Source organism: Flavobacterium bizetiae (assembly GCF_024271895.1).
In the GTDB taxonomy this organism is placed as follows: Bacteria; Bacteroidota; Bacteroidia; order Flavobacteriales; family Flavobacteriaceae; genus Flavobacterium; species Flavobacterium bizetiae.
The window spans coordinates 4969586-4992049 of record NZ_CP091861.1 but is presented as its reverse complement, the minus strand read 5'-3'; the positions used below and the strand labels follow the sequence as shown (position 1 = coordinate 4992049).

Below are 22464 nucleotides of genomic sequence, written 5' to 3'. Positions count from 1 at the left end.
TGCAGGAAATCACTTTGTTGCTCAATGCTTTTTATCTTTATATTTACATGATACAAGACATCTTTACAATGAAAATAAACCCATCATCACAATTTCGATTTTTATTCTTCTTCGTTATTATTTTGTTTGCCACTACTGCAAAAGCGCAAAATGAAACCTATTCAACAGTTTATAATAACGAAATTGCCGATACTACTTTTGTGAATCTAAAAGATTACAGTAAAGATTTTGTTTACGATATGAAATATGCGACCGAAGATAATTTTCTAAAAGCAAAAGTTTATGATTGTGCCGAATGTGTATTGCGTTATAAGACCGTTAAAGCTCTTGTAGCCGCCAATAAAGAATTTATGAAGAATGGATGCAAAATAAAAATATACGATTGCTACAGACCTTTATCCATACAAAAAAAGATGTGGGAAATTGTATCCAATCCAGAGTATGTGGCAGATCCAAAAAAAGGCTCCATCCACAATAGAGGAGGAGCCGTAGATATTTCGTTGGTAAATGCAGATGGAGTAGAACTCGAAATGGGTACCAATTTTGATTTTTTCGGAATTCAGGCCAGTCATAACTATAAAAAATTCCCGGTTTCAGTATTGGCCAATAGAAAATATCTTAAAACTGTAATGATAAAAAATGGCTTCAATTCCTTTGATTCAGAATGGTGGCATTATAATTTAAAAACGGGTTTAAAAGATAAAGTTTCGAACCAAACCTGGAAATGCGATTAATTATTCAACGCATCTCATATTTTCCATGAAATAGGTATTCGGTTTGTATACCTTACCATTCAGTTCTGATGTTAATTCTCTCTTTACAATATAATCTTCTGTAACCGTTAGGTATTTAATACGCATTATAGAGATTGGAGATTTTTTTAGTTCTTCATAATTATCTTTCATAAACATGAAAATACCCGTGTTTAAACGATTGTCAAAACCTTTATCATCACGAATAAGAGTTCCACAATTCTCTCTGTCGATATGAATTAGCGTTACAATTTTTCCGTTTTCTAATTGCAAAAAGATTTTCGAATTCTTATCAAAGCAATTTGCTTTTATAAAATCCTTGCTTTTCTGAATATATTGCAAGTTCAATGTAGGTAAACCATCTGTTTGCGCTAAAGCAAAGAAAATATAATCAAATGTTCCACCAAAATATTTCTCGCTCATCAGGTAATCATTAGTTACTTTATAGCTGCCAATAGAGTCGTTTACATTTGTGCTATATTCACATGGTTTTTGGGCGAATGCAGTAAGCGTTAATAAAAAAAAGGTTAGGGTAATTAGTTGTTTCATTTTTTAGTTATTTTTCTGCAAATTAAAACTATTTTGTTATCATTTTTATCAGTTGTAAAAAAACAATACAAATTTCCACCATTTTTTATTTTCCATTTTTTTCGAATGTTTTCTACCGTGTCCGGAAAATTTCGTGTGGTGATATTGGCCTGGTGATTGGCCAGCTCGATTTTCATCTCCGTTTTACTGTATGCAATCACTTTTTCGATCTCAAAAGTTCGTCCCGGAAAATCGATTAATTGGTCTGAGGTATATAAATGCGAGTGTTTATGCAGTTTGTAGATATCAAAAATACTGCTTACTTCATCAAATCCGCCCGATTTCATAATAGCCGAATTGGGTTCGTAAACGTATTTTTGTGGTAAATGATAGTTCGCAAAAACGCTATCATCACCCAGAATAAATTCAAAAGTTTCGATTTTATCCTTTAAAATATTAGCCGTTTTTAAAGTAATTTCGCCTTTATATTCATTATGAATTTCAAAAAGCAATTCCTTTACTTCATTTTCAAGCGCAATAATATGAATATTTTTAACGAATTTTAATTCAGATAAACCTGCTGAAATATCCAGCAATGGCGCCGTTTTTATTAAAATCGCATTACTTTTTTCAAAATAAAAATCTAAAGATTCGGGCACATTCGGCAAACAATCTTTTAGCATAAAAACTTTACCTTTTGCATCGTTTCTGCGGGAAGGATCAATATAGATCCAATCCCATTTTTGATTCAGATCGTTTAAAACATTCGTAGAATCATCAGCATAAAAAGTACAATTTGTTACCTCAAGCTGTTCAAAATTATGCTTTACAATTGTCGATAAATCTTCGTTGATCTCGCAATGCACAATGTTTTTAAAATTCTTAGAAAAATAATAATCATCCACACCAAAACCGCCGGTAAGATCAATTAAGCTTTCGCCCAAAATTAGCGAAGCTTTATAAGCAGCCGTTTTTTCAGATGAGGTTTGCTCAACAGAAACCTTACTTGGGTAAATGATATTTTCGGTATTAAACCAGGTAGGTAACTTTTCTTTTGCTTTAGATTTTGCTTCAATTTGATTTAAAACCAAAATCCATTCAATTTCAGGAAAAGGATTTTTCTGAAGCGCTAATTTTGTAATTGAGGCACCACTATTTTGAGTTATAAATTCTTGAATATTTTTGTCTAAAATAGAAGTGTTCAATGCTAAATTCTTTCGGTTAATACAGATACAATTTTGTTATCAGGAAAAAATTCTTTCAAAATTACCTTTACCATTGTAAAAACCGGAATAGCAATAATCATCCCGACAATTCCAAAAGTAATTCCGCTAATTATAGTAATCAGGAATATCTCCAGCGGGTGCGAATTTACACTTTTTGATGAAATTATAGGCTGACTAATATTATTATCGATCGCCTGAACCAATAAAAATCCTATAAGTACATAGATTGTTCTTGGCAAAATTTCGGTCTGAAAATCACTTCCAATCATACTAATCATCGTTAAAATTCCGGCCAGAGTTGTTCCTATTATAGGACCTATATAAGGAATGATATTCAAAATAGCACATAAAAAAGCAATTACAAAAGCATTTTTATTTCCAAAAATCATTAAAACAATCAAATACAAAATAAATACAACCGTTAATTGCAATAATAATCCAATAAAATAACGTGTTAAAAAGTGGTTGATTTTTGTAATAGAATTAATGATTTTATCTTCATTATTATCCGGAAGAATTTTACGCGCACTTTCTTTAAATGAATCCTGATCTTTAAGAAAGAAAAAAGTAATAAAAAAAACAGAAACCAATCCCATTCCCATATCGGCTAAAAAGCCTAATATTGAATTGAGAAAAACGGTAAAATAACTAAAATCAATAAGCGAAGTGATTTTAGAATCTTTTAAAACCTTATTTAAATCAACATGCTGAATATTAAAATACGCTTCTATACTACGTTCAGTTTCCATAAACTGTCGCTGCAAACTTTGTGTATCCAGCAAAGAAAGATTATTTGCCTGAGAAATAATTAAGGGCACAAATAAAAAGATAAAACCCACTATTGCCAAAATAAATAGCACTAAGGCTATTGTGGCGGCCAGTGAATTGCTAAACTTTAATTTATTTTTTAAAAATTGTATTAACGGATTTGCCAGTAAACACAATAGTAAGGAAATACACAAGTAAACAATTACAGTTTGTATTGTGTACAGAAAATATAAAGCGACAGTAATAATTAATATGGTGGCTAAAGCTCTTAAGATTCCGTTAGATATAATTTTTGATGTGATCATGTTTCGATTTTAGATTATAAATATAGGAAAAAGCTTTTAAAATTAAGGGATAAACAAAAAAAAGCGGGATGATTTCATCCCGCTTTTCGCTTCACTATTTTAACCTGTTTTTTTTAGATTCCAAAAGCAGCTCTAGGACCACCTGTAGCAAATATTGCAGAGATTCTGTTTTTTTGCCCTTGCGAGAACATGTACATTGCATTATCATCAACATAATCCATGTAGTTCATTGTCATCTCTACTGGAGTTCCGGTACAAGTACTATAGTGTGGGTAAGCAGGCACACCATAATTAGCCGTATTGTGAGTAGGAGTATCAGTTACTAAATCGCTTCCGCAATTTGCATCTCCCCAAATATGGCGTAAATTCATCCAGTGACCCACTTCGTGAGTAGCAGTTCTTCCTAAATTATAAGGAGCGCTGGCAGACCCGGCCAATCCAAGATATTTAGAATCAATTACAACCCCGTCAGTAGCCGATGCACCTCCTGGAAATTGAGCATAACCTAAAATTCCGCCACCAATTGTGCAAGACCATAAGTTAAGTTTTGTTGTTGGCGAAGTTGGTGCTAAACCTCCCTGAGCCACTTTTTTCACGGCATCATTTGTTCCCCATGAAGTTTTTGTAGTAGATTTTCTAATGATCTGATCTAAAACAAACGTAATACCTACATTCGCTTTTACGCCAGAAAATAAAGCAGGAACACTGTTGTAATCTGAATTTAATGCATTAAAATCTTTGTTTAAAACATCGATTTGCGATTGAATTCTGGCATCAGAAATGTTTTCTGCAGCAGTTCGGTATAAAACGTTCACTACAACAGGAATTTCAATTTTACCATTTACAAGACGACCTGTAAGTAGGTTTTTGCTCGTAAAAGCTTCGATTTCATTCATTCTGATCGCTAATGTAGGATCAGCTTCTAGCTGAGCATCGAAAACTTCCTGAGTTGCACAGGTACGTCGCGCGCTGGCATCAGCATTAGCATTTACATCTGATGATTCTGCTTGATCATTTTGACAAGAAAACAGCAATAGGGCTGCCACCGCGGAAATAAGAACTTTTTTCATAATAATTTGGGTTTTTGTTATAAAAAATTACAAATGGTTGTTTGTTCCGCAATTTTATAACAAAAATATATTGTAGCAAAAAATTTACAATAATATTTTTGTCAGAAATTTACAAACCCTTATATAGTCTAGTTCTTACAAAAAAGTTAAAATTATTTTTAAGATGTTTTTTCTTACTTAATCGTTTTTAAAATGCGTTTCGCCGTCTTTATTTGCTTTTAATCGATGGTTTTACGGATTTGTTTTGCAGCTTATTTTAGAATATGCTCCAATTTTAACAATATTTAAACAAAAAATTAGAAAGAAGTAATCTCATACAAAGCTATACTTGCCGCTTGTACAACATTCATGCTGGAGTTTTTCCCGAACATATTGATGTGTACAATTTGGTTCGAAATTTTCAAAAGTTCATCAGAGATTCCGTCAATTTCACTCCCTATCAAAAGTGCAATTTTTCGATTATCAGGAATTACAACTTCTTTAAGAGGTTTACTATTGCTGGCGATTTCCAAAGCAATAATTTCAAAGTTATTTTCAAGTAAATAGTCAGCAAGAGTTGCTGTTTCTTCTATTATAGTATGAGGCACATGAAGATGCGTGCTTCTCGAAGTTTTGTTGATTTTTCTTGGCGTAAGCGGAATATCTTTTCCTAAAAAAATAATATTCTCGACCCCAAAAGCCTCGCTGATTCTAAAAAGAGAACCTATGTTTTGCTGAAAATAAATATGATCACAAACCAATGTTATCGGAAATGTTTTTCTCTCAAACTGATTTTCTTCGTGGGTAAGCTGCACTAGTTAAATTTTAATTGGTAAAAATATAATTGATAATGTTTGCGCCCATTTTCAGCGCTTTTTCTCTAACAGCAAGCGGATCGTTATGTACTTCGGCATCTTCCCATCCATCGCCCAAATCGCATTCATACGTATATAATAATACGAGTTTGTTTTCTACAAAAATTCCAAAAGCCTGCGCACGGGTTCCGTCATGCTCATGAATTTTAGGCAATCCGTTTGGGAAAGGATATGGTTTTTGAAAAATAGGATGATTCGCCGGAATCTCGATTAAATTATTATTAGGGAATATTTTTTTAATTTCTTTTCGAATATATTGATCCATTCCGTAGTTATCATCAATATGAAGAAAACCGCCACCGTTCAGATAATTTCTAAGATTACTAACATCCGAATCGCTAAAAACCACATTTCCATGTCCCGTCATATGCACAAACGGATACGAAAGCAAATCTGGATTACCCGGTTCTACAGTCGAAGGTTTTGCTTTTATTCGCGTATTAATATTGGCATTACAAAACTTAATTAAGTTAGGCAAAGAAGTTGGATTTCCGTACCAATCGCCACCGCCGCTGTATTTTAGCAGAGCAATTTCCTGCGAAAACGAAGAAATAGAAACCAATAAAAACAAAAGAAATATTTTTCTCATATAATTTTAAATTATCGTTTTGTCATTGCGAGGAACGAAGCAATCTCAATTGTAATTCGACTTCTAAAGCTTTGTCAAAGTTTTGAACTTTGACAAAGCTCTGTAAACTTAATATGCAAATGCGGTTGCTTCGTTCCTCGAAATGACAAGTAGCGTTAATCAATTAGAACTTTCATTAAAAAACACAACACTATGACACGCCACAATCGCAGCTGTTTCCGTTCTCAAGCGCGTATTTCCTAAAGTCACAGGTTGATAATTATTTTCTAAAGCCAATGCAATTTCCTTTTCAGAAAAATCACCTTCAGGCCCAATAAGCATTGTAACACTTTCATTAGGTTTCAGGATTTCTTTCAATGATTTTTTGTCGGTTTCCTCACAATGTGCGATCAATTGCAAACCCTCATTTTTTTGCTTGATAAATTCCTTAAACGAAATGGCTTCATTCAATTTTGGTAAAAACGTTTCATTAGATTGTTTCATAGCCGAAAGAATAATCTTTTCAAAACGCTCTAAATTAACCACTTTGCGCTCAGATCGGTCACAAATAATAGGCGTAATTTCCTGAATACCAATTTCAGTTGCTTTTTCCAGAAACCACTCAAAACGATCGTTCATTTTGGTTGGGGCAACCGCAAGATGCAAACGGAATTTAGGTTCGTCAGTTTTTTTGATAGAAAGAACCTGAACGATACATTTGTTGTCAGAAGCCAAAGTGATTTCGGTTTCAAACAATAAGCCTGAACCATTTGTAACGTGTAATATATCGGAATCTTTCTTTCGTAAAACCTTTATAATGTGTCGGCTTTCTTCCTTATCAAAAGAAAAACTCTCAGTTGATTCGTCAATATCCGGATTGTAAAATAATTGCATAATTAAAATTGAATTCGCGCTTTAGAAACCACTGCAGAAGTTTCAAAACGACTTGATAAATATTTTTGATATCCTACAATCCCTATCATTGCAGCGTTATCGGTAGTATATTCAAATTTAGGAACAAAGGTTTTCCAACCGTATTTTCCTTCACTTTCTTTTAATCTTGTTCTGATACCTGAATTTGCCGAAACTCCTCCGCCAATGGCAATTTGTTTAATTCCGGTTTCTTTTACCGCTAATTTCAATTTATCCATCAAAATTTCGATAATGGTGTATTGTATAGAAGCGCAAATATCATTCAGATTTTCTTCGATAAAATTCGGGTTCTCCAGTTTTTTCTTTTGGATAAAATATAAAATCGCCGTTTTTAATCCTGAGAAACTAAAATCTAATCCCGGAACTTTAGGTTTGGTAAAAGCAAATGCTTTCGGGTTTCCTTGTTTGGCATATTTATCAATCAAAGGTCCGCCGGGATAGGGAAGTCCAAGAATTTTGGCACTCTTGTCAAAAGCTTCTCCAACCGCGTCATCAGTAGTTTCGCCAATGATTTCCATATCAAAAAAGCCATTAACTTTTACGATTTGAGTATGACCTCCGCTAATGGTTAAAGCCAAAAACGGAAATTCTGGTTTATCAAAACCTTCTTCGTCTATAAAATGAGCCAAAATGTGGGCATGCATATGATTTACAGCAATTAACGGAATTCCCAGCGCCAATGACAATGATTTGCTAAAAGAACTTCCCACAAGTAAAGAGCCCATTAAACCCGGACCTTGTGTAAAGGCAATGGCAGTTAGTTGATCTTTTTGTACATTTGCTTTACGAAGCGCAGCATCAATTACCGGAACAATATTTTGTTGGTGTGCTCTCGAAGCCAATTCCGGAACAACACCACCATATTGGTTGTGAATTAACTGATTGGCAACAACATTTGAGAGTACTTTGTCGTTATGTAAAACCGCGGCAGCAGTATCGTCGCATGAACTTTCGATGGCAAGAATAAAAACCTCTGAATTTTGCATATAAAGGCACGAATTTTGAATTATATTTGACAAATCAAATATTTGATTTTCTTTTATTATAAGGAGAAGCCAAAATTAAAGAATTTTTATCAAAAACAGTCGTTCTTTGTCTGTTCAAATAAATTTAAAAGAAAACTAAAATAAAAGCAGCTATCAAAAAAGTAAAGAAAATAATATCCAGAACCCTAATTGGGTTAATTTTACTTTTGTTAGTATTGGCTATTACCTTGGCTTTGCCTATTGTTCAGACAAAAATCGCAAAGTATGTCACAGAAACTTTAAATACCGATTTTAAAACGGATATTTCGGTAGACAAAGTAGCGATCAATATTTTTGGAGGTGTAAAACTTAAAAAAGTCCTGATTCGCGACCACCACAAGAAAACTTTAATATATTCAGATCTTATTACCACCGATATTTTAAGCATTAAAAGATTGCTTGATGGTGATTTGATTTTTGGAGATCTTCGATTAACAGGTTTAATTTTTAATTTAAAAACCTATAAAAACGAAGACGAAAATAATATCAATAAGTTTATAAAATCATTCGAAACCAGTCCGGAAAGAGCCAAGTCCAGTAAGCACTTTTTGCTAACGGCTAAGAATGCGTATATCTCAAAAGGTTCGTTTTCTGTAGTCGACGAGAACAAAACGACACCGGTTTTTCTTGATTTCAAGAAACTAAACGCCTACATAAGCGATTTTAAATTATACGGTCCCGATGTAAATACTAATATTCATCGGTTTTCTTTTTTAGATCATCGTGGTTTATACGTTTCCAACTTTGCGGGTAAATTTAGTTATACCAAAAAGCAAATCAAGGTCGAAAATCTGGCTATAAAAACCAAGAGAACCTGGATTTACGGAAAAGCCATTTTAAATTATAAAGTAGAAGATTTTCTGCATTTTACAGATAAAGTAAAATTTGATGTTGCACTTGATTCTGCTTCAATCGCATCAAATGATATTCGTTATTTCTTTGATGGATTGGGTAAAAATCAGCATTTTAGAATTAAAGCTAAAATCGACGGACCATTAAATAATCTTAATTTAAAACACCTTAATTTAACCGATACAAATGGTTCAAAGATTAACGGAAACATTAATTTTAAAAACCTTTTAGGAACGAAAGAGCAAAAGTTTGCCATGATCGGTAAATTTGATAAACTGATTTCCAGTTATGATAATTTAGTCGTGATATTGCCGGGTATTCTGGGTAAAAAACTTCCAAAAGAACTTAAAAGAGTCGGTAAATTTAATATCGTTGGTAAAGCTAAAGTCTCAACAACGGCATTAGAAGCTGATTTTAAAATGATAACCGATCTCGGTAATGGTCAGGCAGATTTGCACATGAACAATATCGATTTTATCGATAAAGCATCATATTCAGGAAATATAATTCTGGATAACTTTAATGTTGGAGCTTTACTGGATCGTAAGGATATTGGCAAAACCACTTTAAATTTGGATGTTGATGGTGTAGGTTTTACAGAGAAATACCTGAACACGATTATAAAAGGAGATATCTCTAAGTTAGATTATAATAAGTATACGTATAATAATATCGTTGTAAATGGTAATTTTAAATTGCCTTATTATAAAGGACAGTTATCTGTAAATGATCCAAACCTGAATTTGACCTTTGATGGATTGGTAGATTTGAGTAAACGCGAAAGCCGATATGATTTTCATATTAATGTAGAAAATGCAGATCTTAGAAAACTAAAATTCATAAACGATTCTATTTCTAATTTCCGCGGAGATGCAGTAGTCGAAGTAACCGGAAATTCGATAGAAAATCTTCAGGGAACGGTTTCTATTAGAGACGCTGTTTATCAAAACCCGAAAGCAATTTATACTTTTGATGAAATAACGGTAAACTCGAATTTCGATGCTGATAAATTGCGTACGATAACCATTAGCTCAGACGATGTTGTAAAAGGAGAAATTGTAGGTAAGTTTCAGTTCGGACAATTGGATAAACTGGTTATGAATTCGGTAGGGAGTTTGTATACCAATTATAAACCTTATAAAGTTAAAAAAGGTCAGTTTTTACGATTCAACTTTCATGTCTATGATAAAGTGGTCGAAATGCTGTATCCGGAAATCAATATTGATTCGAGTACCGTAGTGCGCGGAAAAATAGATTCAGATCTGCAGGAATTTAAATTCAGGTTTAAATCTCAAAAAATTACAGCAGCAAAAAACACATTCGATAATATCCGAATTAATATTGATAATAAAAATGCGCTTTATAACGCCTATGTTGAGTTAGACAGTATTAAAACGCCTTATTATAAAATACGTGATTTCAACCTGATTAATGTTACTGCAAAAGATACCCTTTTTGTTCGTTCTGAGTTTAAAGGAGGATCAAAAGGAGAAGATTATTTTAATCTGGATTTGTATCATACGATTGATAAGAACAAGAATAATATCGTAGGAATCAAGAAATCTGAAATGAAGTTTAAAGACTATTTATGGTATTTGAACGAAAATGATGGTGAGGATAATCAGATTGTATTTGATCAGTTCTTTAAAAACTTTACCATTGACAATATTATTTTATCGCACGAAAATCAGAAAATTGATTTAAACGGAGTCATAAAAGGAAGTGATTATAAAGATCTCGTCCTGAATTTTGAAGATGTTGATATTAATAAGATTACGCCACTCAATTCAAAATTTGTATTTAATGGTAATCTTAATGGTAATATTAATTATAAGCAGAATAAGAACGTTTATCAGCCCACGGCGGCCATTTCTATAGATCATCTTAATTTAAATAAAGTAGATTTAGGAACCCTGAAATTTGATATTTCCGGAGATGAAAGCTTTAAAAAATTTACGATAAATTCCTCCATTCAAAATGGTTTTACAGAATCGTTTAGAGCAAACGGAACTTTCGCCATCGAAAATAAAGAGACTTTCTTAGATTTAAATCTAAAACTCGAAGGATTTAATCTGGCCACTTTAGGTACAGTAGGAGGGGATGTTTTATCTAATGTAAGAGGATCTGTTTCCGGGAATGCAGCAGTTGTTGGTAATCTTAAAAAACCGGAGATCAACGGAAGGCTTTATGTAGAAAAAGCAGGAATGACAGTTCCGTACCTTAATACCGATTACGAATTAAGTGATCGAACGGTTATCGATTTAACAGATGAAAAATTCTTATTCAGGAACAATCAATTAACAGATACTAAGTTTGGAACCAAAGGTTTGCTGAACGGAAGTATAGAACATCATAATTTTGGCGACTGGAAACTGGATCTGACTATTACCTCAAAACGATTGCTCGCACTGGATACAAAAGACAGTGAAGATGCTGCGTATTTTGGTACTGCTTTTATTAATGGTACAGCAAGTATTAAAGGACCAACAGAAAATCTTTTTATAAAAGTCGATGCTAAATCAGAGAAAGGAACCGAAGTTAAGATTCCTATTAACAACGCGCAAAGTGTGGGAGAAAGCAGCTGGATACATTTTGTTACGCCAAAAGAAAAATACAACTTGGCCAATGGTATTATCGAAAAAACAAGAAATTACAATGGTCTTGAGTTAGAATTTGATTTTGATATTACGCCCGATGCCGAAGTAGAGGTAATCCTGGACAGAAATTCCGGCCATGGTATGAAAGGAAAAGGATACGGATCTTTATTGTTTAAAATCAATACGCTGGGTAAATTTAATATGTGGGGAGATTTCCAGGCATACGAAGGAACTTATAATTTTAAATACGGAGGTTTAATAGATAAAAAATTCGCGGTTAAAAAAGGAGGATCTATTATATGGGAAGGAAACCCTATGAAAGCCCAGTTAAATCTTGAAGCCGTGTATAAAACATCGGCAAATCCTGCTGTATTGTTAGAGAACTCTTCTTTCAATAAAAAAGTACCGGTAGAAGTTGTTATTGGTTTAAGAGGAGATTTAACGAGTCCTGAGCCTAATTTTGATATTCAGTTTCCATCGGTGAGTAATGTCCTTAAATCAGAGATTCAATACAAGCTGGATGATAAAGACGTTCGTCAGACACAAGCCTTGTATTTGCTTTCGACAGGATCGTTTATGAGTCCGGACGGATTTAATCAAAGCGATTTATCAGGAACATTTGCCGAAACTGCTGCAAGTTTATTAGGCGGAATTATTAAATCTGATAATGATAAGATCAATATCGATTTGAACTTTATATCAGCAGATAAACGTATTGGTCAGGAAGCCGATGGTCAATTTGTGGCTAACATCACCTCTCAGGTAAACGAGAGAATCACTATAAACGGAAAACTAGGTGTACCTATTGGTGGTGTAAATGAGTCCGCGATTGTTGGGGATATTGAAATATTATATAGGGTAAACGAAGACGGATCGATGAATCTTCGTTTGTTTAATAAAGAAAATGACATTAATTATATAGGACAGGGAATTGGATATACGCAAGGAGTTGGTATTTCGTACGAAGTCGATTTTGATACTTTTAGCGAATTGGTCAATAAATTGTTTAAGAATCATAAATTAGAAAGGGCAATAAAAAGCTCTTCGGATGATTTACAAGATTCATATCTGAATCCGGATTTTGTTAAATTCTCGAATAAAAAAGACGCTGAAAAAGACAAAAAGAAATCCGATAAAAAAGAAGAAGAGAAAAAAGAGCAGCCTAAAAATAATAGTGAAGGTTTAATCCCTGACAACGACTTTTAGACGATAATGTTAAAAATAATCTTAAAAGAAACCATTCGCTACCCCGAATGGTTTTTTTTGTGCTAAATTAGGGGCTGATTTATTTTCTTACAAATATAAAATGATGCCGAATTTTTATAACACTTCATTTATGTATTGTTAATTTTAAAGATTTAATTAAAATAAGCACGTTTTATTATTTTAAATGAAATTTTTACTATCGAAAAACTTATTAACGAAAACGTTTGAATTTAACAGATTTTATTAATTTATGATAAACATCACCTGAAAAGTGGTGAATGTTTGTTAATTTTACACTTTAATACTTAAATAATGCCAAAAACAATAAAAAAAGTTGGTGTTCTAACATCAGGTGGAGACTCACCAGGAATGAATGCCGCAATACGAGCAGTTGTTCGAACGTGCGCTTATCATAATATAGAATGCATAGGAATTTATAGAGGGTATCAAGGAATGATCGAAGGAGATTTCAAAGAAATGGGTCCCCGAAGTGTAAATAATATTGTAAACAAAGGTGGAACGATCCTGAAATCAGCTCGTTCAGTTGAGTTTAGAACCCCTGAAGGTAGAAAAAAAGCACACGAGAATCTTGTGAAAGCCGGAGTTGATGCCTTGGTTGTAATAGGAGGTGACGGAAGTTTTACCGGAGGATTAATTTTTAATTCAGAATATGGTTTTCCTGTAATGGGAATTCCCGGTACAATTGATAATGATATTTATGGTACAAGTCATACTTTAGGATATGATACTGCCTTAAATACAGTAGTTGATTGTATTGATAAAATTAGAGATACAGCAAGTTCTCATAACCGTTTGTTTTTTGTAGAGGTTATGGGTAGAGATGCAGGTCACATTGCTCTTAATGCAGGTATTGGAGCTGGTGCCGAAGAAATTCTTATTCCTGAAGAAGATTTAGGTTTAGACAGATTACTAGACTCTCTTCAAAAAAGTAAAGCTTCAGGAAAATCATCAAGTATAGTAGTTATTGCTGAAGGTGATAAAATTGGTAAAAACGTATTCGAATTAAAAGATTACGTAGAAGCTAATTTGCCTGAGTATGATGTAAGAGTATCTGTTTTAGGACATATGCAGCGTGGTGGTTCTCCATCTTGTTTCGACCGTGTTCTTGCAAGCCGTTTAGGTGTAAAAGCTGTAGAATCTTTAATCGAAGGTAAATCAAATTACATGGTAGGTCTTCAGGCAGATAAAGTAGCCTTAACGCCTCTTGAGCAAGCAATTAAAGGTAAATCTGAAATTGATAGAGAATTGTTGAGAGTGTCTGATATCATGTCAACATAAAATAAAAGTTTAAAAAGGAAAGAAGTTTATTGTGAGGAAATTAGACTTTAAAGTAGTGTAATAAAAACAAAAGCAAAAATTAAGTAAAATGTCAAAAGTAAAATTAGGAATAAACGGATTTGGACGTATCGGAAGAATCGTTTTTAGAGAAACTTTCAATAGAGATAATGTAGAAGTTGTAGCAATCAACGATTTATTAGATGTTGATCACTTGGCTTATTTATTAAAATATGATTCAGTTCACGGTCGTTTCAACGGAACTGTAGAAGTAAAAGAAGGAAAACTTTATGTAAACGGAAGAAATATCCGTATCACTGCAGAAAGAAATCCAGCTGACTTAAAATGGAATGAAGTTGATGTTGATGTAGTTGCTGAATGTACTGGTATCTTCACAACTATCGAAACTGCAAATGAGCACATTAAAGGTGGTGCTAAAAAAGTAATTATTTCTGCTCCTTCTGCAGATGCTCCAATGTTTGTAATGGGAGTAAATCACGAAACTGCAAAAGCTACTGATTTAGTTGTTTCTAACGCTTCTTGTACTACAAACTGTTTAGCTCCTTTAGCTAAAGTAATTCACGATAATTTCGAAATTGTTGAAGGTTTAATGACAACTGTTCACGCAACAACTTCAACTCAAATGACTGCTGATGGTCCTTCTAGAAAAGACTGGAGAGGTGGACGTGCTGCTAGCATCAACATCATCCCATCTTCAACTGGAGCTGCTAAAGCTGTTGGAAAAGTAATTCCTGCTTTGAATGGAAAATTAACTGGAATGTCTTTCCGTGTTCCTACTGCTGACGTTTCTGTAGTAGATTTAACTGTAAAAGTAGCTAAAGAAACTTCTTACGAAGAAATTATGGCTGTTTTAAAGAAAGCTTCTGAAAATGAATTAAAAGGTATCTTAGGATATACTGAAGATGCAGTTGTTTCTCAGGATTTTATCTCTGACAAAAGAACATCTATCGTTGATGCTACTGCAGGAATTGGTTTAAATTCAACTTTCTTCAAATTAGTATCTTGGTATGACAATGAGTACGGATACTCAAGCAAATTAATTGATTTGTCTGTGCACATCGCAGGTTTAAAATAATACTATATTTATACGCAAAATCCCGTTATCTCAAAATAACGGGATTTTCGTATTTTGTTAGGTCTTTAATTAATGTAAAAAATACACTTTTTATTTAGTTAAAGAAAAACTAATCCAAAAACTAAATAAAATGAAATTAATAGTTGATAGTGGATCTACTAAAGCCGATTGGATTGCAATTGATGATAATGGAAAAGTATTATTCACCACACAAACATTAGGATTAAATCCTGAAATTCTTGAAGGTCCTGAAATTATCGAAAGATTAAATGACCGTTTTGATATTTTACAAAATAAAAAAAATGCTACACATTTGTTCTTTTACGGAGCAGGTTGTGGAACTGACAGAATGAAAACAGAGCTTTCGCAAATATTCCAGGAATATTTTGTTAATGCTATTGTAGAAGTTCACGAAGATACCTACGCAGCAGTTTATGCAACTACTCCAAAAGGAGAAGAAGCGATTGTTAGTATCTTAGGAACAGGTTCTAACTGTAGTTATTTTGATGGTAAAGTATTGCATCAAAAAGTACAATCATTAGGGTATATTGCCATGGATGATTGCAGTGGAAACGTTTTTGGAAAAGAATTAATCAGAAAATATTATTTCAATAAAATGCCTAAAGAACTGGCAGTAGAATTTGAAAAAGAATATGATTTAGATCCTGATTATATCAAAAATAAATTATACAAAGAACCAAATCCAAATGCTTATTTAGCGACTTTTGCTAAGTTTTTAATCAAGCATAAAGACACTGAGTTTTGCAGAAAAATCATCTTCAAAGGGATGAAATCTTTTGTAAAAAATTACATCAAGCAATTTGATAATTGTAAAGAAGTTCCGGTTCATTTTGTAGGTTCTATAGCTTTTTATCTAAAAGACGAGTTACAGGAAACATTTGATAAATATGAACTTCAGTTAGGTAATGTTTTAAGAAGACCTATCGACGGTTTGATTGCTTATCACGTTGCTAATCAATAATTAAAAAGTAAGTATGGAAATAGCTATAATAGCGCACGATGGTAAAAAAGCAGATATGGTTCAGTTTTTAAATAAAAACAAAACACTTTTGCTTCAGGAAAATATTAAGCTGATTGCGACAGGAACTACCGGAAGTAAAGCTGTAAATGCCGGATTTAAGGTAAAAAGAATGCTTTCAGGACCAATGGGAGGCGACGCACAGATTGCTGCGCGTGTAGCCGAAGGTAAAACGCAAATGGTTTTCTTTTTTAAAGATCCTCTTGCAAGCCATGCTCACGAAGTCGACATTAATATGCTTATTCGTGTTTGCGATGTACATAATGTACCTTTAGCAACAAATGAAGCTTCTGCTCAATTGTTATTAAATGCTATCGCACTGCAATTATAGAATTTTACATCTTTAGATATATTTTCAAAACCGTTTCATTTACTGAAACGGTTTTTTATTGCCTGTAAAATTCATTATAATAATATTATTGATGATGTTTATTGAGGTATTCTTAAATATTTGACATTCATTGATTTGTAATAATTTTACATATGTTTTTAATGTAAATTTGGTCTATATTTATTACTAAATCATGAAAAAACATACTTTAATTGCGATTATTGCTCATGATAATAAAAAAGCAGACATGATTCAGTTTTTAATCAAAAACGGAATTGTGCTTCAACATGATAAAATAAAACTAATTGCAACAGGAATATTAGGGAGAAATGCTGAGAAGTCAGGTTTTAAGGTAAAAAAGATGCTTCCGTGCTTAATGGGCGGCGATGCTCAAATTGCGTCTAAAGTAGCCCAGGGCAAAATTAATGTGGTTTTTATGTTTACAGATCCTTTGGTAACCAATGCTCACGAAGTAGATATTAAGATGCTGGTCAGGATATGTGATGTTCATAATGTGCCGCTGGCTACAAATGAGGCAACGGCACAATTATTTTTAAATGCTATTGTACAGCGATTATAGAAATCTCTACGTTTACATTTTTAGGTAAACATGCCACCTGAACAGTTTCACGTGCCGGTGCCGTTTTTTCATCAAAATAAGACCCGTAAATAGCGTTTATGGCAGCAAAATTATTCATGTCCATAATAAAGATTGTTGCTTTAACTACGTTTTCAAAAGTCATATTTGCAGCTTCAAGAATGGCTGCAATATTTTTCATTACTTGTGTGGTTTCATCGTTTATATTTTCGATAACAAGTTCTCCTGAAGCTGGATTTATAGCGATCTGGCCAGATGCATAAAGTGTATTTCCTGATAATACTGCCTGATTGTAAGGTCCTATTGGAGCTGGTGCTTTGTCAGTAAAGATGATTTTTTTCATAGTAATAGTTTTAAAAATAATAATCGGAAGAATTATAGAATCTTAGTTATTATGAAATTACGATTAAATTTTTAAACATAAATTCATAATAACTAAAAAGAGTTATAAGTTTTAAATAATGAAATTATCGGTTAGAAGTACTTCGTTTGTTCCATTTGATGTCACTAAGCATTCCGGATTTGATCCCGATAAAGAAGTTCCAGTTTGAGTTTACTCCCAATGGGCTCCAGTTAAACGCCATTCTCCAGCTTAATAAGTCTCTTTCAAAACGAAATTGAGTAAAAGTAACACCTTTTTGTACAAAGTCGTAACCGGTAGAAACCCCACCTTTCCATTTAGGAGTAATATCCATATTGGCAGATATCATAATAGAGTTTCCTGTAATTTTATTTTCGCGATTTATATTCGAATACGTTAATGAGTAGGCCATCGTCATATCCCAAGGTATTTTTGCCTTAAAGAATTCGGTAATTACGTCGTCTTCATCATCTTTATCATTGGCGAATTGGCTGTTTCGGCTGTCATTTAAGTCCGTGTTTGTACCAAATAAATCATCTTTACGACCTCCGTTTCGCTCACTCTGCTTATTTTCCTGCTCTTTTCCGGTTCCTTTATTCGAAAACGAATAATTTAAAGTTACGTTGGCACTTGTCATTCTAAATAAACTACCACCGTTATCAATATTATAAGTATTAATTCTGGCCCCTCCATTATCAATCGCATACGGATCTAATGTCGCGCCAAAATTTACATTCATTTTATTGTCAAAAAGTTGTGTTCCACCGCTTACAAGAACCGGCTGCCATGCTAAGGTTTCTTTTCCGTCAGCATTAAAATTATAGCTAGTGCTGAAGTTCAAGTTGTTTAACAGCATGATCTTTTTAGGTTCTGTTTTTGTGCTGTCTCTGTCTCTTACTTTAGCTTCAAAAGTGTTGCTTAAAGCAAATGATACAATGTTAGAATTACTTTTACCAGGAGCTCCAAAAATACCGCCGTCAAATCGTGAGTAAGTCGAAATTCTTCCCGTAGCATCAACTGTATAGTTGTTGTAGTATTGATCAAAACTTGGTGTATACGAATACGTAACAGTTGGACGCATTACGTGTCGAATAGATTGGATTTTTTTATCGCTTCCAAAATTAAACGTACCGTAAATAGTAGTTCCTAAATTCGTACTGAAATTATACGTTCTAAAAGCGTCAAAACCATTAACAGTTGTATTTACGATTTGTCCTTTTTCAGGATCGTAATTTTTATCAATAGTTTTTGTCACCCATGTTTCCTGATAATTGGTAGAGGCACCCGCACTAAAATACTTGAATACTTTAAAGTTCGTACTAATCGGGATACTATGTTGCATTCCTATTTGTGCATCTCTAAACATTTGTGGTTTAAAGAATAATGAATCTGTAGTATTGATGTTGTTTTTACCGCTTAGGTTATATTGCAAGTTGATGTTTTTAATAAAACCCTTTTTAACCCCGTCTTTTCCAACAAACGGATATACACGATCGACACTGGCTTGCAAAGTTGGTAATGTCATCTGAATTTGCTCTGTTTGTGTATTTTGAGAGTGAGTTGCTGTTAATGAAAAACGCGCTTGTGGTATAGTATTAAAGGTTTTGTTGTATGAGATCGATGAATTTAAAGTATTATTTAAATTAGATCCTACGTTGGCCTGATTAATCGATCGCTTAAAGTATTTACTACTACCCATATTTACGGAAGCAGAAAAGCTTGAATTAGGATTCGATTTGGAATCTTTTGAATGCGACCACTGAATGTTATAGATGTTTTCTTTACTATAATCAGGATAACCGCGTTCGCTATTTATAAGGTTTTCAAAACGAACATTTAAGTTTCCCCGATACTTATACCTGGTTGCGTATGCAGATTCAAAGCGCATGGCATAACTACCATTGGTATAATAATCTGCGAGAACAGTCAGGTCATAATTATCGCTTAAAGCAAAATAGTATCCCATGTTTTGTAATGAGAAACCTCTGGTATTCGAGTCGTTATAACTTGGTACGATAATACCGGAAACGCTTTTTTCCTTTGTCATTGGGAAAAATGCGAAAGGTAATACTAATGGAGTAGGTACATCAGCAATTACCATTTGAGTAGTTCCTACAACAACTTTTTTGTTGGGAACGAATTTTACTTTATTTGTTCTGAAATAATATTCGGGATCGTCAATGTCTTTTGCAGTAGTAAAACGGGCACCTTTTAAAAAGTAAACAGAATCGTTTTCTTTTTTGGTAATTGCAGCTTTGATTTTAAATTCTCCCTGTTCGGTTCTTGAATTATAGATTAAAGCTTTTTTGGTTTTAAAATTAAAACGAATAGAGTCAGGCTGAACTTCACTCGGACCTTGTTTAAAATTTGGATATTGTATTAAAACACCGGCAGAATCTCGTATTCGGCCAGCATAAACTTCATCTTTTTCGAGATTTAAAACAATAATACCCGATTTTAGCTCGACATCTTTATAATATAATTCGGCTTCATTATATAAAGTAAGCGTTTTATTTTTCCTGTCGTACTTCGCGTAATCCTTAGCTTTATACTTCGTAACAGCGTCTAAAGCGTTCTTTTTAGTCTTTACAGTATCTAACTTAATGGTATCAGCTATGGGAGCCGGAGTTATATCTGTAACAGCAGTTTTGGGTTTATCTGTTTGTTTTACAGTTGGTAACGGCTTTTTTTTGTTTTTTATCTCTTGCGAATATAAATTACCACATCCTAATGTTAGGAAAAATGATAATAAAACGATATTAAATAAGTTTGTATGCAAAGGTTTAAATGCTATTTTTGTAAAATTATGGCTTGTTTTTTGACATGTCAAACTTACATATAATTTTTTGTCAAAAATAATCAATTGTAAAAATTATAGCAGTTACGTTTTATTAAAATTAACTTTTAGATTTATGAACAGATTTAACAAAATTAAAGTAATATTTACTTTTTTTCTAACGATATTGTCTTTTTGTGCATACAGCCAGTCAAATGTTTTTAAGGTAACACTTGATGCTGGGCATGGAGATCATGACTTTGGAGCTGTTTATAGCGGACGGATTGAAAAAAATATTGCTTTGGCTATTGTTTTAAAAGTTGGTAAAATTTTAGAAAGCACGCCAAATGTTAATGTAATTTATACTCGTAAAACAGATGTTTTTATCGATTTGGTCGAAAGAGCCAATATTGCAAACAGAGCAAACTCGAATATTTTTGTGTCTATTCACTGTAATGCCAATAAAAATACCGCTGCGGACGGTACTGAAACGTATGTAATGGGTTTAAGTAAACTGGCATCGAATCTTGAGGCAGCAAAAAAGGAGAACTCGGTTATTACTTTAGAGAAAGATTATAAACGTAAATATGAAGGTTACGACCCAAATTCTCCTGAATCTATGATTGGATTGACTTTAATGCAGGAAGAATATCAGGATAACAGTATTTCATTAGCCAGTAAAATTGAAGATAACTTTGAAAAACTAGGAAAAAAATTAAGACAAGGAGGAGTAAAGCAGGCACCTTTTATGGTACTTCATAAAGCATATATGCCAAGAGTTTTAGTTGAAACCGGATTTATATCTAATCCTACCGAAGGAAATATTTTAAATTCTGAAGATGGACAAAATGATATTGCAAAAGCTATTGCCGAAGCAATTATAAGTTATAAGAGGGAATATTTTGGTTCAGGATCTAATGAATCAATTGATGCGCGACCTGTAAGAGACACTACTCCGGTAAAAGCAAAAGTGGTAGAAACTGTTGCAGTTGCCAAAAATACTCCAAAAGGAACGTTCTTTAAAGTACAGCTTATTGCCAGTATCAAAAAGACACCTTTAGAACCTAAAAATTTTAAAGGATTAAAAAATGTAACAATGCTGTACGAAAATAATATTTATAAATATTTTTATCAGGAAACCTCAGATTATACAGCTGCTAAAAAATATTTAGAAGAAGCTAAGGATAAAGGATATGGAGCCGCTTTTTTAGTTGCAACTAAAGACGGAGAAAAAATCAGTATTCAAGACGCTATTAAATAATAGCCTCTAGTTCGAATATTTATACTAATTTTGTACAAACACTAAGAATTTTGAAACTAACAAGAGAAATTAAAACGGCTATTTTAGTCATCGCGTCAATTTTATTATTTATCTGGGGCTACAGTTTTTTAAAAGGCAGAGACCTTTTTACAAATTACAAGACATTATATGTAGAATATGATAATGTTGAGACTTTGTCACCATCAGCACCCGTTACTATAAATGGACTTTCAATAGGTAAAGTAAGTAAAATTACAATTAATGAAGTAACTGGTAAATTATTAGTTGAACTTCAGTTAAAAACAGATTTTCCAATTTCTAAAACAAGTAAAGCAGCTTTGTATTCGCCAAGTTTAATTGGTGGAAAACAAATTAAGATTTTGCCAAACCTTGCTGATAAAGATCCGGCTGTAGAAGGGCAAACGCTTGAAGCTGCAGTAGAATTAGGATTAACAGAGTCACTTGGAGGGAAAATTGAACCTATTCAGCAAAAATTAGATCTAATGCTTTTAAACATAAATACTCTGGTATCCGGATTAAACAATGTTTTAGACAAGCAGGGTCAGGAAAATCTAAAAAAATCATTAGCAGAATTAAGCCAGACTATGGAGCAGTTTCATAGAGCTTCAGGAAGTTTGAATTCTATTCTGGATACTAATAAAGGTCAGATTAACGGAGTAGTGACAAACTTTAATAAAATGTCAAGCAACTTCAATAAAATATCAGATTCTTTAAATAAAGCTGATTTAGGAAAAACAGTTAGAAACCTAAACCAGACTTTGGCTAAAGTTGATGGACTTATGAGTAACTTAAACTCAGGAAAAGGTACAGCTGGTAAATTATTAAGTGATGATGCTTTGTATAACAATTTGGCTAAAACCTCAAAAGAGTTAGAGTTATTGTTGCAGGATGTACGTTTGTATCCAACACGTTATGTAAATGTTTCTCTTTTTGGAAAGAAAAATAAACCCTATGTAGCACCGGCAGAAGATGCCAATTCAACTGATAAAAAATAATTGTAG

General features: G+C 33.1%; 19 protein-coding genes. 9 read left to right on the top strand and 10 right to left on the bottom strand.

From position 1 onward, the window contains the following. Positions 1-68: 68 nt before the first annotated feature. Entirely contained in the window at positions 69-734 is a 666-nt protein-coding gene (locus L0669_RS20540; protein ID WP_263759744.1) for a M15 family metallopeptidase, read from the top strand. On the opposite strand, the gene L0669_RS20535 is transcribed toward L0669_RS20540, so the two are convergent. The 8 genes from L0669_RS20535 to tsaD all read right to left on the bottom strand — a co-directional run bounded on the left by L0669_RS20535 (position 735) and on the right by tsaD (position 7990). Continuing rightward, positions 735-1301 (bottom strand): hypothetical protein, encoded by a 567-nt coding sequence (locus tag L0669_RS20535; RefSeq protein WP_173973251.1) that lies wholly within the window; start codon positions 1299-1301, stop codon positions 735-737. Continuing rightward, complete coding sequence (locus tag L0669_RS20530; protein WP_263759743.1) at positions 1298-2485, bottom strand: THUMP-like domain-containing protein; 1188 nt, start codon at positions 2483-2485, stop codon at positions 1298-1300. Before L0669_RS20530 ends, L0669_RS20535 begins: the two co-directional genes overlap by 4 nt. 2 nt (positions 2486-2487) lie before the next feature. After that, positions 2488-3579 (bottom strand): AI-2E family transporter, encoded by a 1092-nt coding sequence (locus tag L0669_RS20525; protein WP_191408450.1) that lies wholly within the window; start codon positions 3577-3579, stop codon positions 2488-2490. Positions 3580-3692: 113 nt separating this feature from the next. Further along, positions 3693-4649: a zinc metalloprotease gene (locus tag L0669_RS20520; RefSeq protein WP_173973248.1), complete on the bottom strand. Its 957-nt coding sequence runs from the start codon at positions 4647-4649 to the stop codon at positions 3693-3695. 296 nt (positions 4650-4945) lie between these two features. Continuing rightward, positions 4946-5443: a TrmH family RNA methyltransferase gene (locus L0669_RS20515; RefSeq protein ID WP_263759741.1), complete on the bottom strand. Its 498-nt coding sequence runs from the start codon at positions 5441-5443 to the stop codon at positions 4946-4948. 10 nt (positions 5444-5453) lie between these two features. Further along, complete coding sequence (locus tag L0669_RS20510) at positions 5454-6092, bottom strand: DUF4159 domain-containing protein (RefSeq protein ID WP_173972164.1); 639 nt, start codon at positions 6090-6092, stop codon at positions 5454-5456. 159 nt (positions 6093-6251) lie between these two features. Continuing rightward, the gene (locus tag L0669_RS20505; RefSeq protein ID WP_263759740.1) at positions 6252-6965 is read right to left on the bottom strand and encodes a 16S rRNA (uracil(1498)-N(3))-methyltransferase; all 714 of its coding nucleotides are present in this window, start codon (positions 6963-6965) and stop codon (positions 6252-6254) included. A gap of 2 nt (positions 6966-6967) precedes the next feature. Next, positions 6968-7990 carry a tRNA (adenosine(37)-N6)-threonylcarbamoyltransferase complex transferase subunit TsaD gene (gene tsaD, locus L0669_RS20500; RefSeq protein ID WP_263759739.1) on the bottom strand — a complete coding sequence of 341 codons (1023 nt, stop codon included), beginning with the start codon at positions 7988-7990 and terminating at the stop codon, positions 6968-6970. 206 nt (positions 7991-8196) lie between these two features. Between tsaD and L0669_RS20495 the strand changes: the two genes are divergently transcribed. The 6 genes from L0669_RS20495 (at position 8197) to L0669_RS20470 (ending at position 17026) form a co-directional block, all read left to right on the top strand. Beyond that, positions 8197-12684 carry a translocation/assembly module TamB domain-containing protein gene (locus tag L0669_RS20495; protein WP_232067403.1) on the top strand — a complete coding sequence of 1496 codons (4488 nt, stop codon included), beginning with the start codon at positions 8197-8199 and terminating at the stop codon, positions 12682-12684. A 312-nt stretch (positions 12685-12996) separates the two neighbouring features. Beyond that, on the top strand, positions 12997-13983 hold the full coding sequence (gene pfkA, locus L0669_RS20490; RefSeq protein WP_173972167.1) for a 6-phosphofructokinase: 987 nt from the start codon (positions 12997-12999) through the stop codon (positions 13981-13983). 88 nt (positions 13984-14071) lie between these two features. After that, positions 14072-15076, top strand: a complete 1005-nt coding sequence (gene gap / locus L0669_RS20485) for a type I glyceraldehyde-3-phosphate dehydrogenase (RefSeq protein ID WP_173972168.1) — start codon at positions 14072-14074, stop codon at positions 15074-15076. A gap of 130 nt (positions 15077-15206) precedes the next feature. Beyond that, positions 15207-16058: an N-acetylglucosamine kinase gene (locus L0669_RS20480; RefSeq protein WP_173972169.1), complete on the top strand. Its 852-nt coding sequence runs from the start codon at positions 15207-15209 to the stop codon at positions 16056-16058. Positions 16059-16071: 13 nt separating this feature from the next. Further along, positions 16072-16446, top strand: coding sequence for a methylglyoxal synthase (locus L0669_RS20475; protein ID WP_065450326.1), 375 nt, complete (start codon positions 16072-16074; stop codon positions 16444-16446). Positions 16447-16639: 193 nt separating this feature from the next. Continuing rightward, positions 16640-17026 (top strand): methylglyoxal synthase, encoded by a 387-nt coding sequence (locus L0669_RS20470; RefSeq protein ID WP_173972170.1) that lies wholly within the window; start codon positions 16640-16642, stop codon positions 17024-17026. Here the strand turns inward: L0669_RS20470 and L0669_RS20465 are convergent. Together L0669_RS20465 and L0669_RS20460 are read right to left on the bottom strand one after the other, a co-directional pair. Continuing rightward, on the bottom strand, positions 17007-17387 hold the full coding sequence (locus tag L0669_RS20465) for a RidA family protein (RefSeq protein WP_173972171.1): 381 nt from the start codon (positions 17385-17387) through the stop codon (positions 17007-17009). The genes L0669_RS20470 and L0669_RS20465 overlap by 20 nt on opposite strands. A 124-nt stretch (positions 17388-17511) precedes the next feature. Further along, a complete protein-coding gene (locus L0669_RS20460; RefSeq protein ID WP_425250466.1) occupies positions 17512-20235 on the bottom strand; it encodes a putative LPS assembly protein LptD in 2724 nt (907 codons plus the stop codon). Positions 20236-20317: 82 nt separating this feature from the next. Here L0669_RS20460 and L0669_RS20455 point away from each other — a divergent pair, with 82 nt between their 5' ends. Beyond that, complete coding sequence (locus tag L0669_RS20455) at positions 20318-21442, top strand: N-acetylmuramoyl-L-alanine amidase family protein (protein WP_263759735.1); 1125 nt, start codon at positions 20318-20320, stop codon at positions 21440-21442. A 50-nt stretch (positions 21443-21492) separates the two neighbouring features. Continuing rightward, the gene (locus L0669_RS20450) at positions 21493-22458 is read left to right on the top strand and encodes an MlaD family protein (protein ID WP_173972174.1); all 966 of its coding nucleotides are present in this window, start codon (positions 21493-21495) and stop codon (positions 22456-22458) included. Positions 22459-22464 lie beyond the last annotated feature (6 nt).

Coding starts and splice junctions, on each gene's coding strand:
- L0669_RS20540 (WP_263759744.1), top strand. CDS start 69: ATGAAAATAAACCCATCATCACAATTTCGATTTTTATTCTTCTTCGTT.
- L0669_RS20535 (WP_173973251.1), bottom strand. CDS start 1,301: ATGAAACAACTAATTACCCTAACCTTTTTTTTATTAACGCTTACTGCA.
- L0669_RS20525 (WP_191408450.1), bottom strand. CDS start 3,579: ATGATCACATCAAAAATTATATCTAACGGAATCTTAAGAGCTTTAGCC.
- L0669_RS20520 (WP_173973248.1), bottom strand. CDS start 4,649: ATGAAAAAAGTTCTTATTTCCGCGGTGGCAGCCCTATTGCTGTTTTCT.
- L0669_RS20510 (WP_173972164.1), bottom strand. CDS start 6,092: ATGAGAAAAATATTTCTTTTGTTTTTATTGGTTTCTATTTCTTCGTTT.
- L0669_RS20505 (WP_263759740.1), bottom strand. CDS start 6,965: ATGCAATTATTTTACAATCCGGATATTGACGAATCAACTGAGAGTTTT.
- tsaD (WP_263759739.1), bottom strand. CDS start 7,990: ATGCAAAATTCAGAGGTTTTTATTCTTGCCATCGAAAGTTCATGCGAC.
- pfkA (WP_173972167.1), top strand. CDS start 12,997: ATGCCAAAAACAATAAAAAAAGTTGGTGTTCTAACATCAGGTGGAGAC.
- gap (WP_173972168.1), top strand. CDS start 14,072: ATGTCAAAAGTAAAATTAGGAATAAACGGATTTGGACGTATCGGAAGA.
- L0669_RS20480 (WP_173972169.1), top strand. CDS start 15,207: ATGAAATTAATAGTTGATAGTGGATCTACTAAAGCCGATTGGATTGCA.
- L0669_RS20475 (WP_065450326.1), top strand. CDS start 16,072: ATGGAAATAGCTATAATAGCGCACGATGGTAAAAAAGCAGATATGGTT.
- L0669_RS20470 (WP_173972170.1), top strand. CDS start 16,640: ATGAAAAAACATACTTTAATTGCGATTATTGCTCATGATAATAAAAAA.
- L0669_RS20465 (WP_173972171.1), bottom strand. CDS start 17,387: ATGAAAAAAATCATCTTTACTGACAAAGCACCAGCTCCAATAGGACCT.
- L0669_RS20455 (WP_263759735.1), top strand. CDS start 20,318: ATGAACAGATTTAACAAAATTAAAGTAATATTTACTTTTTTTCTAACG.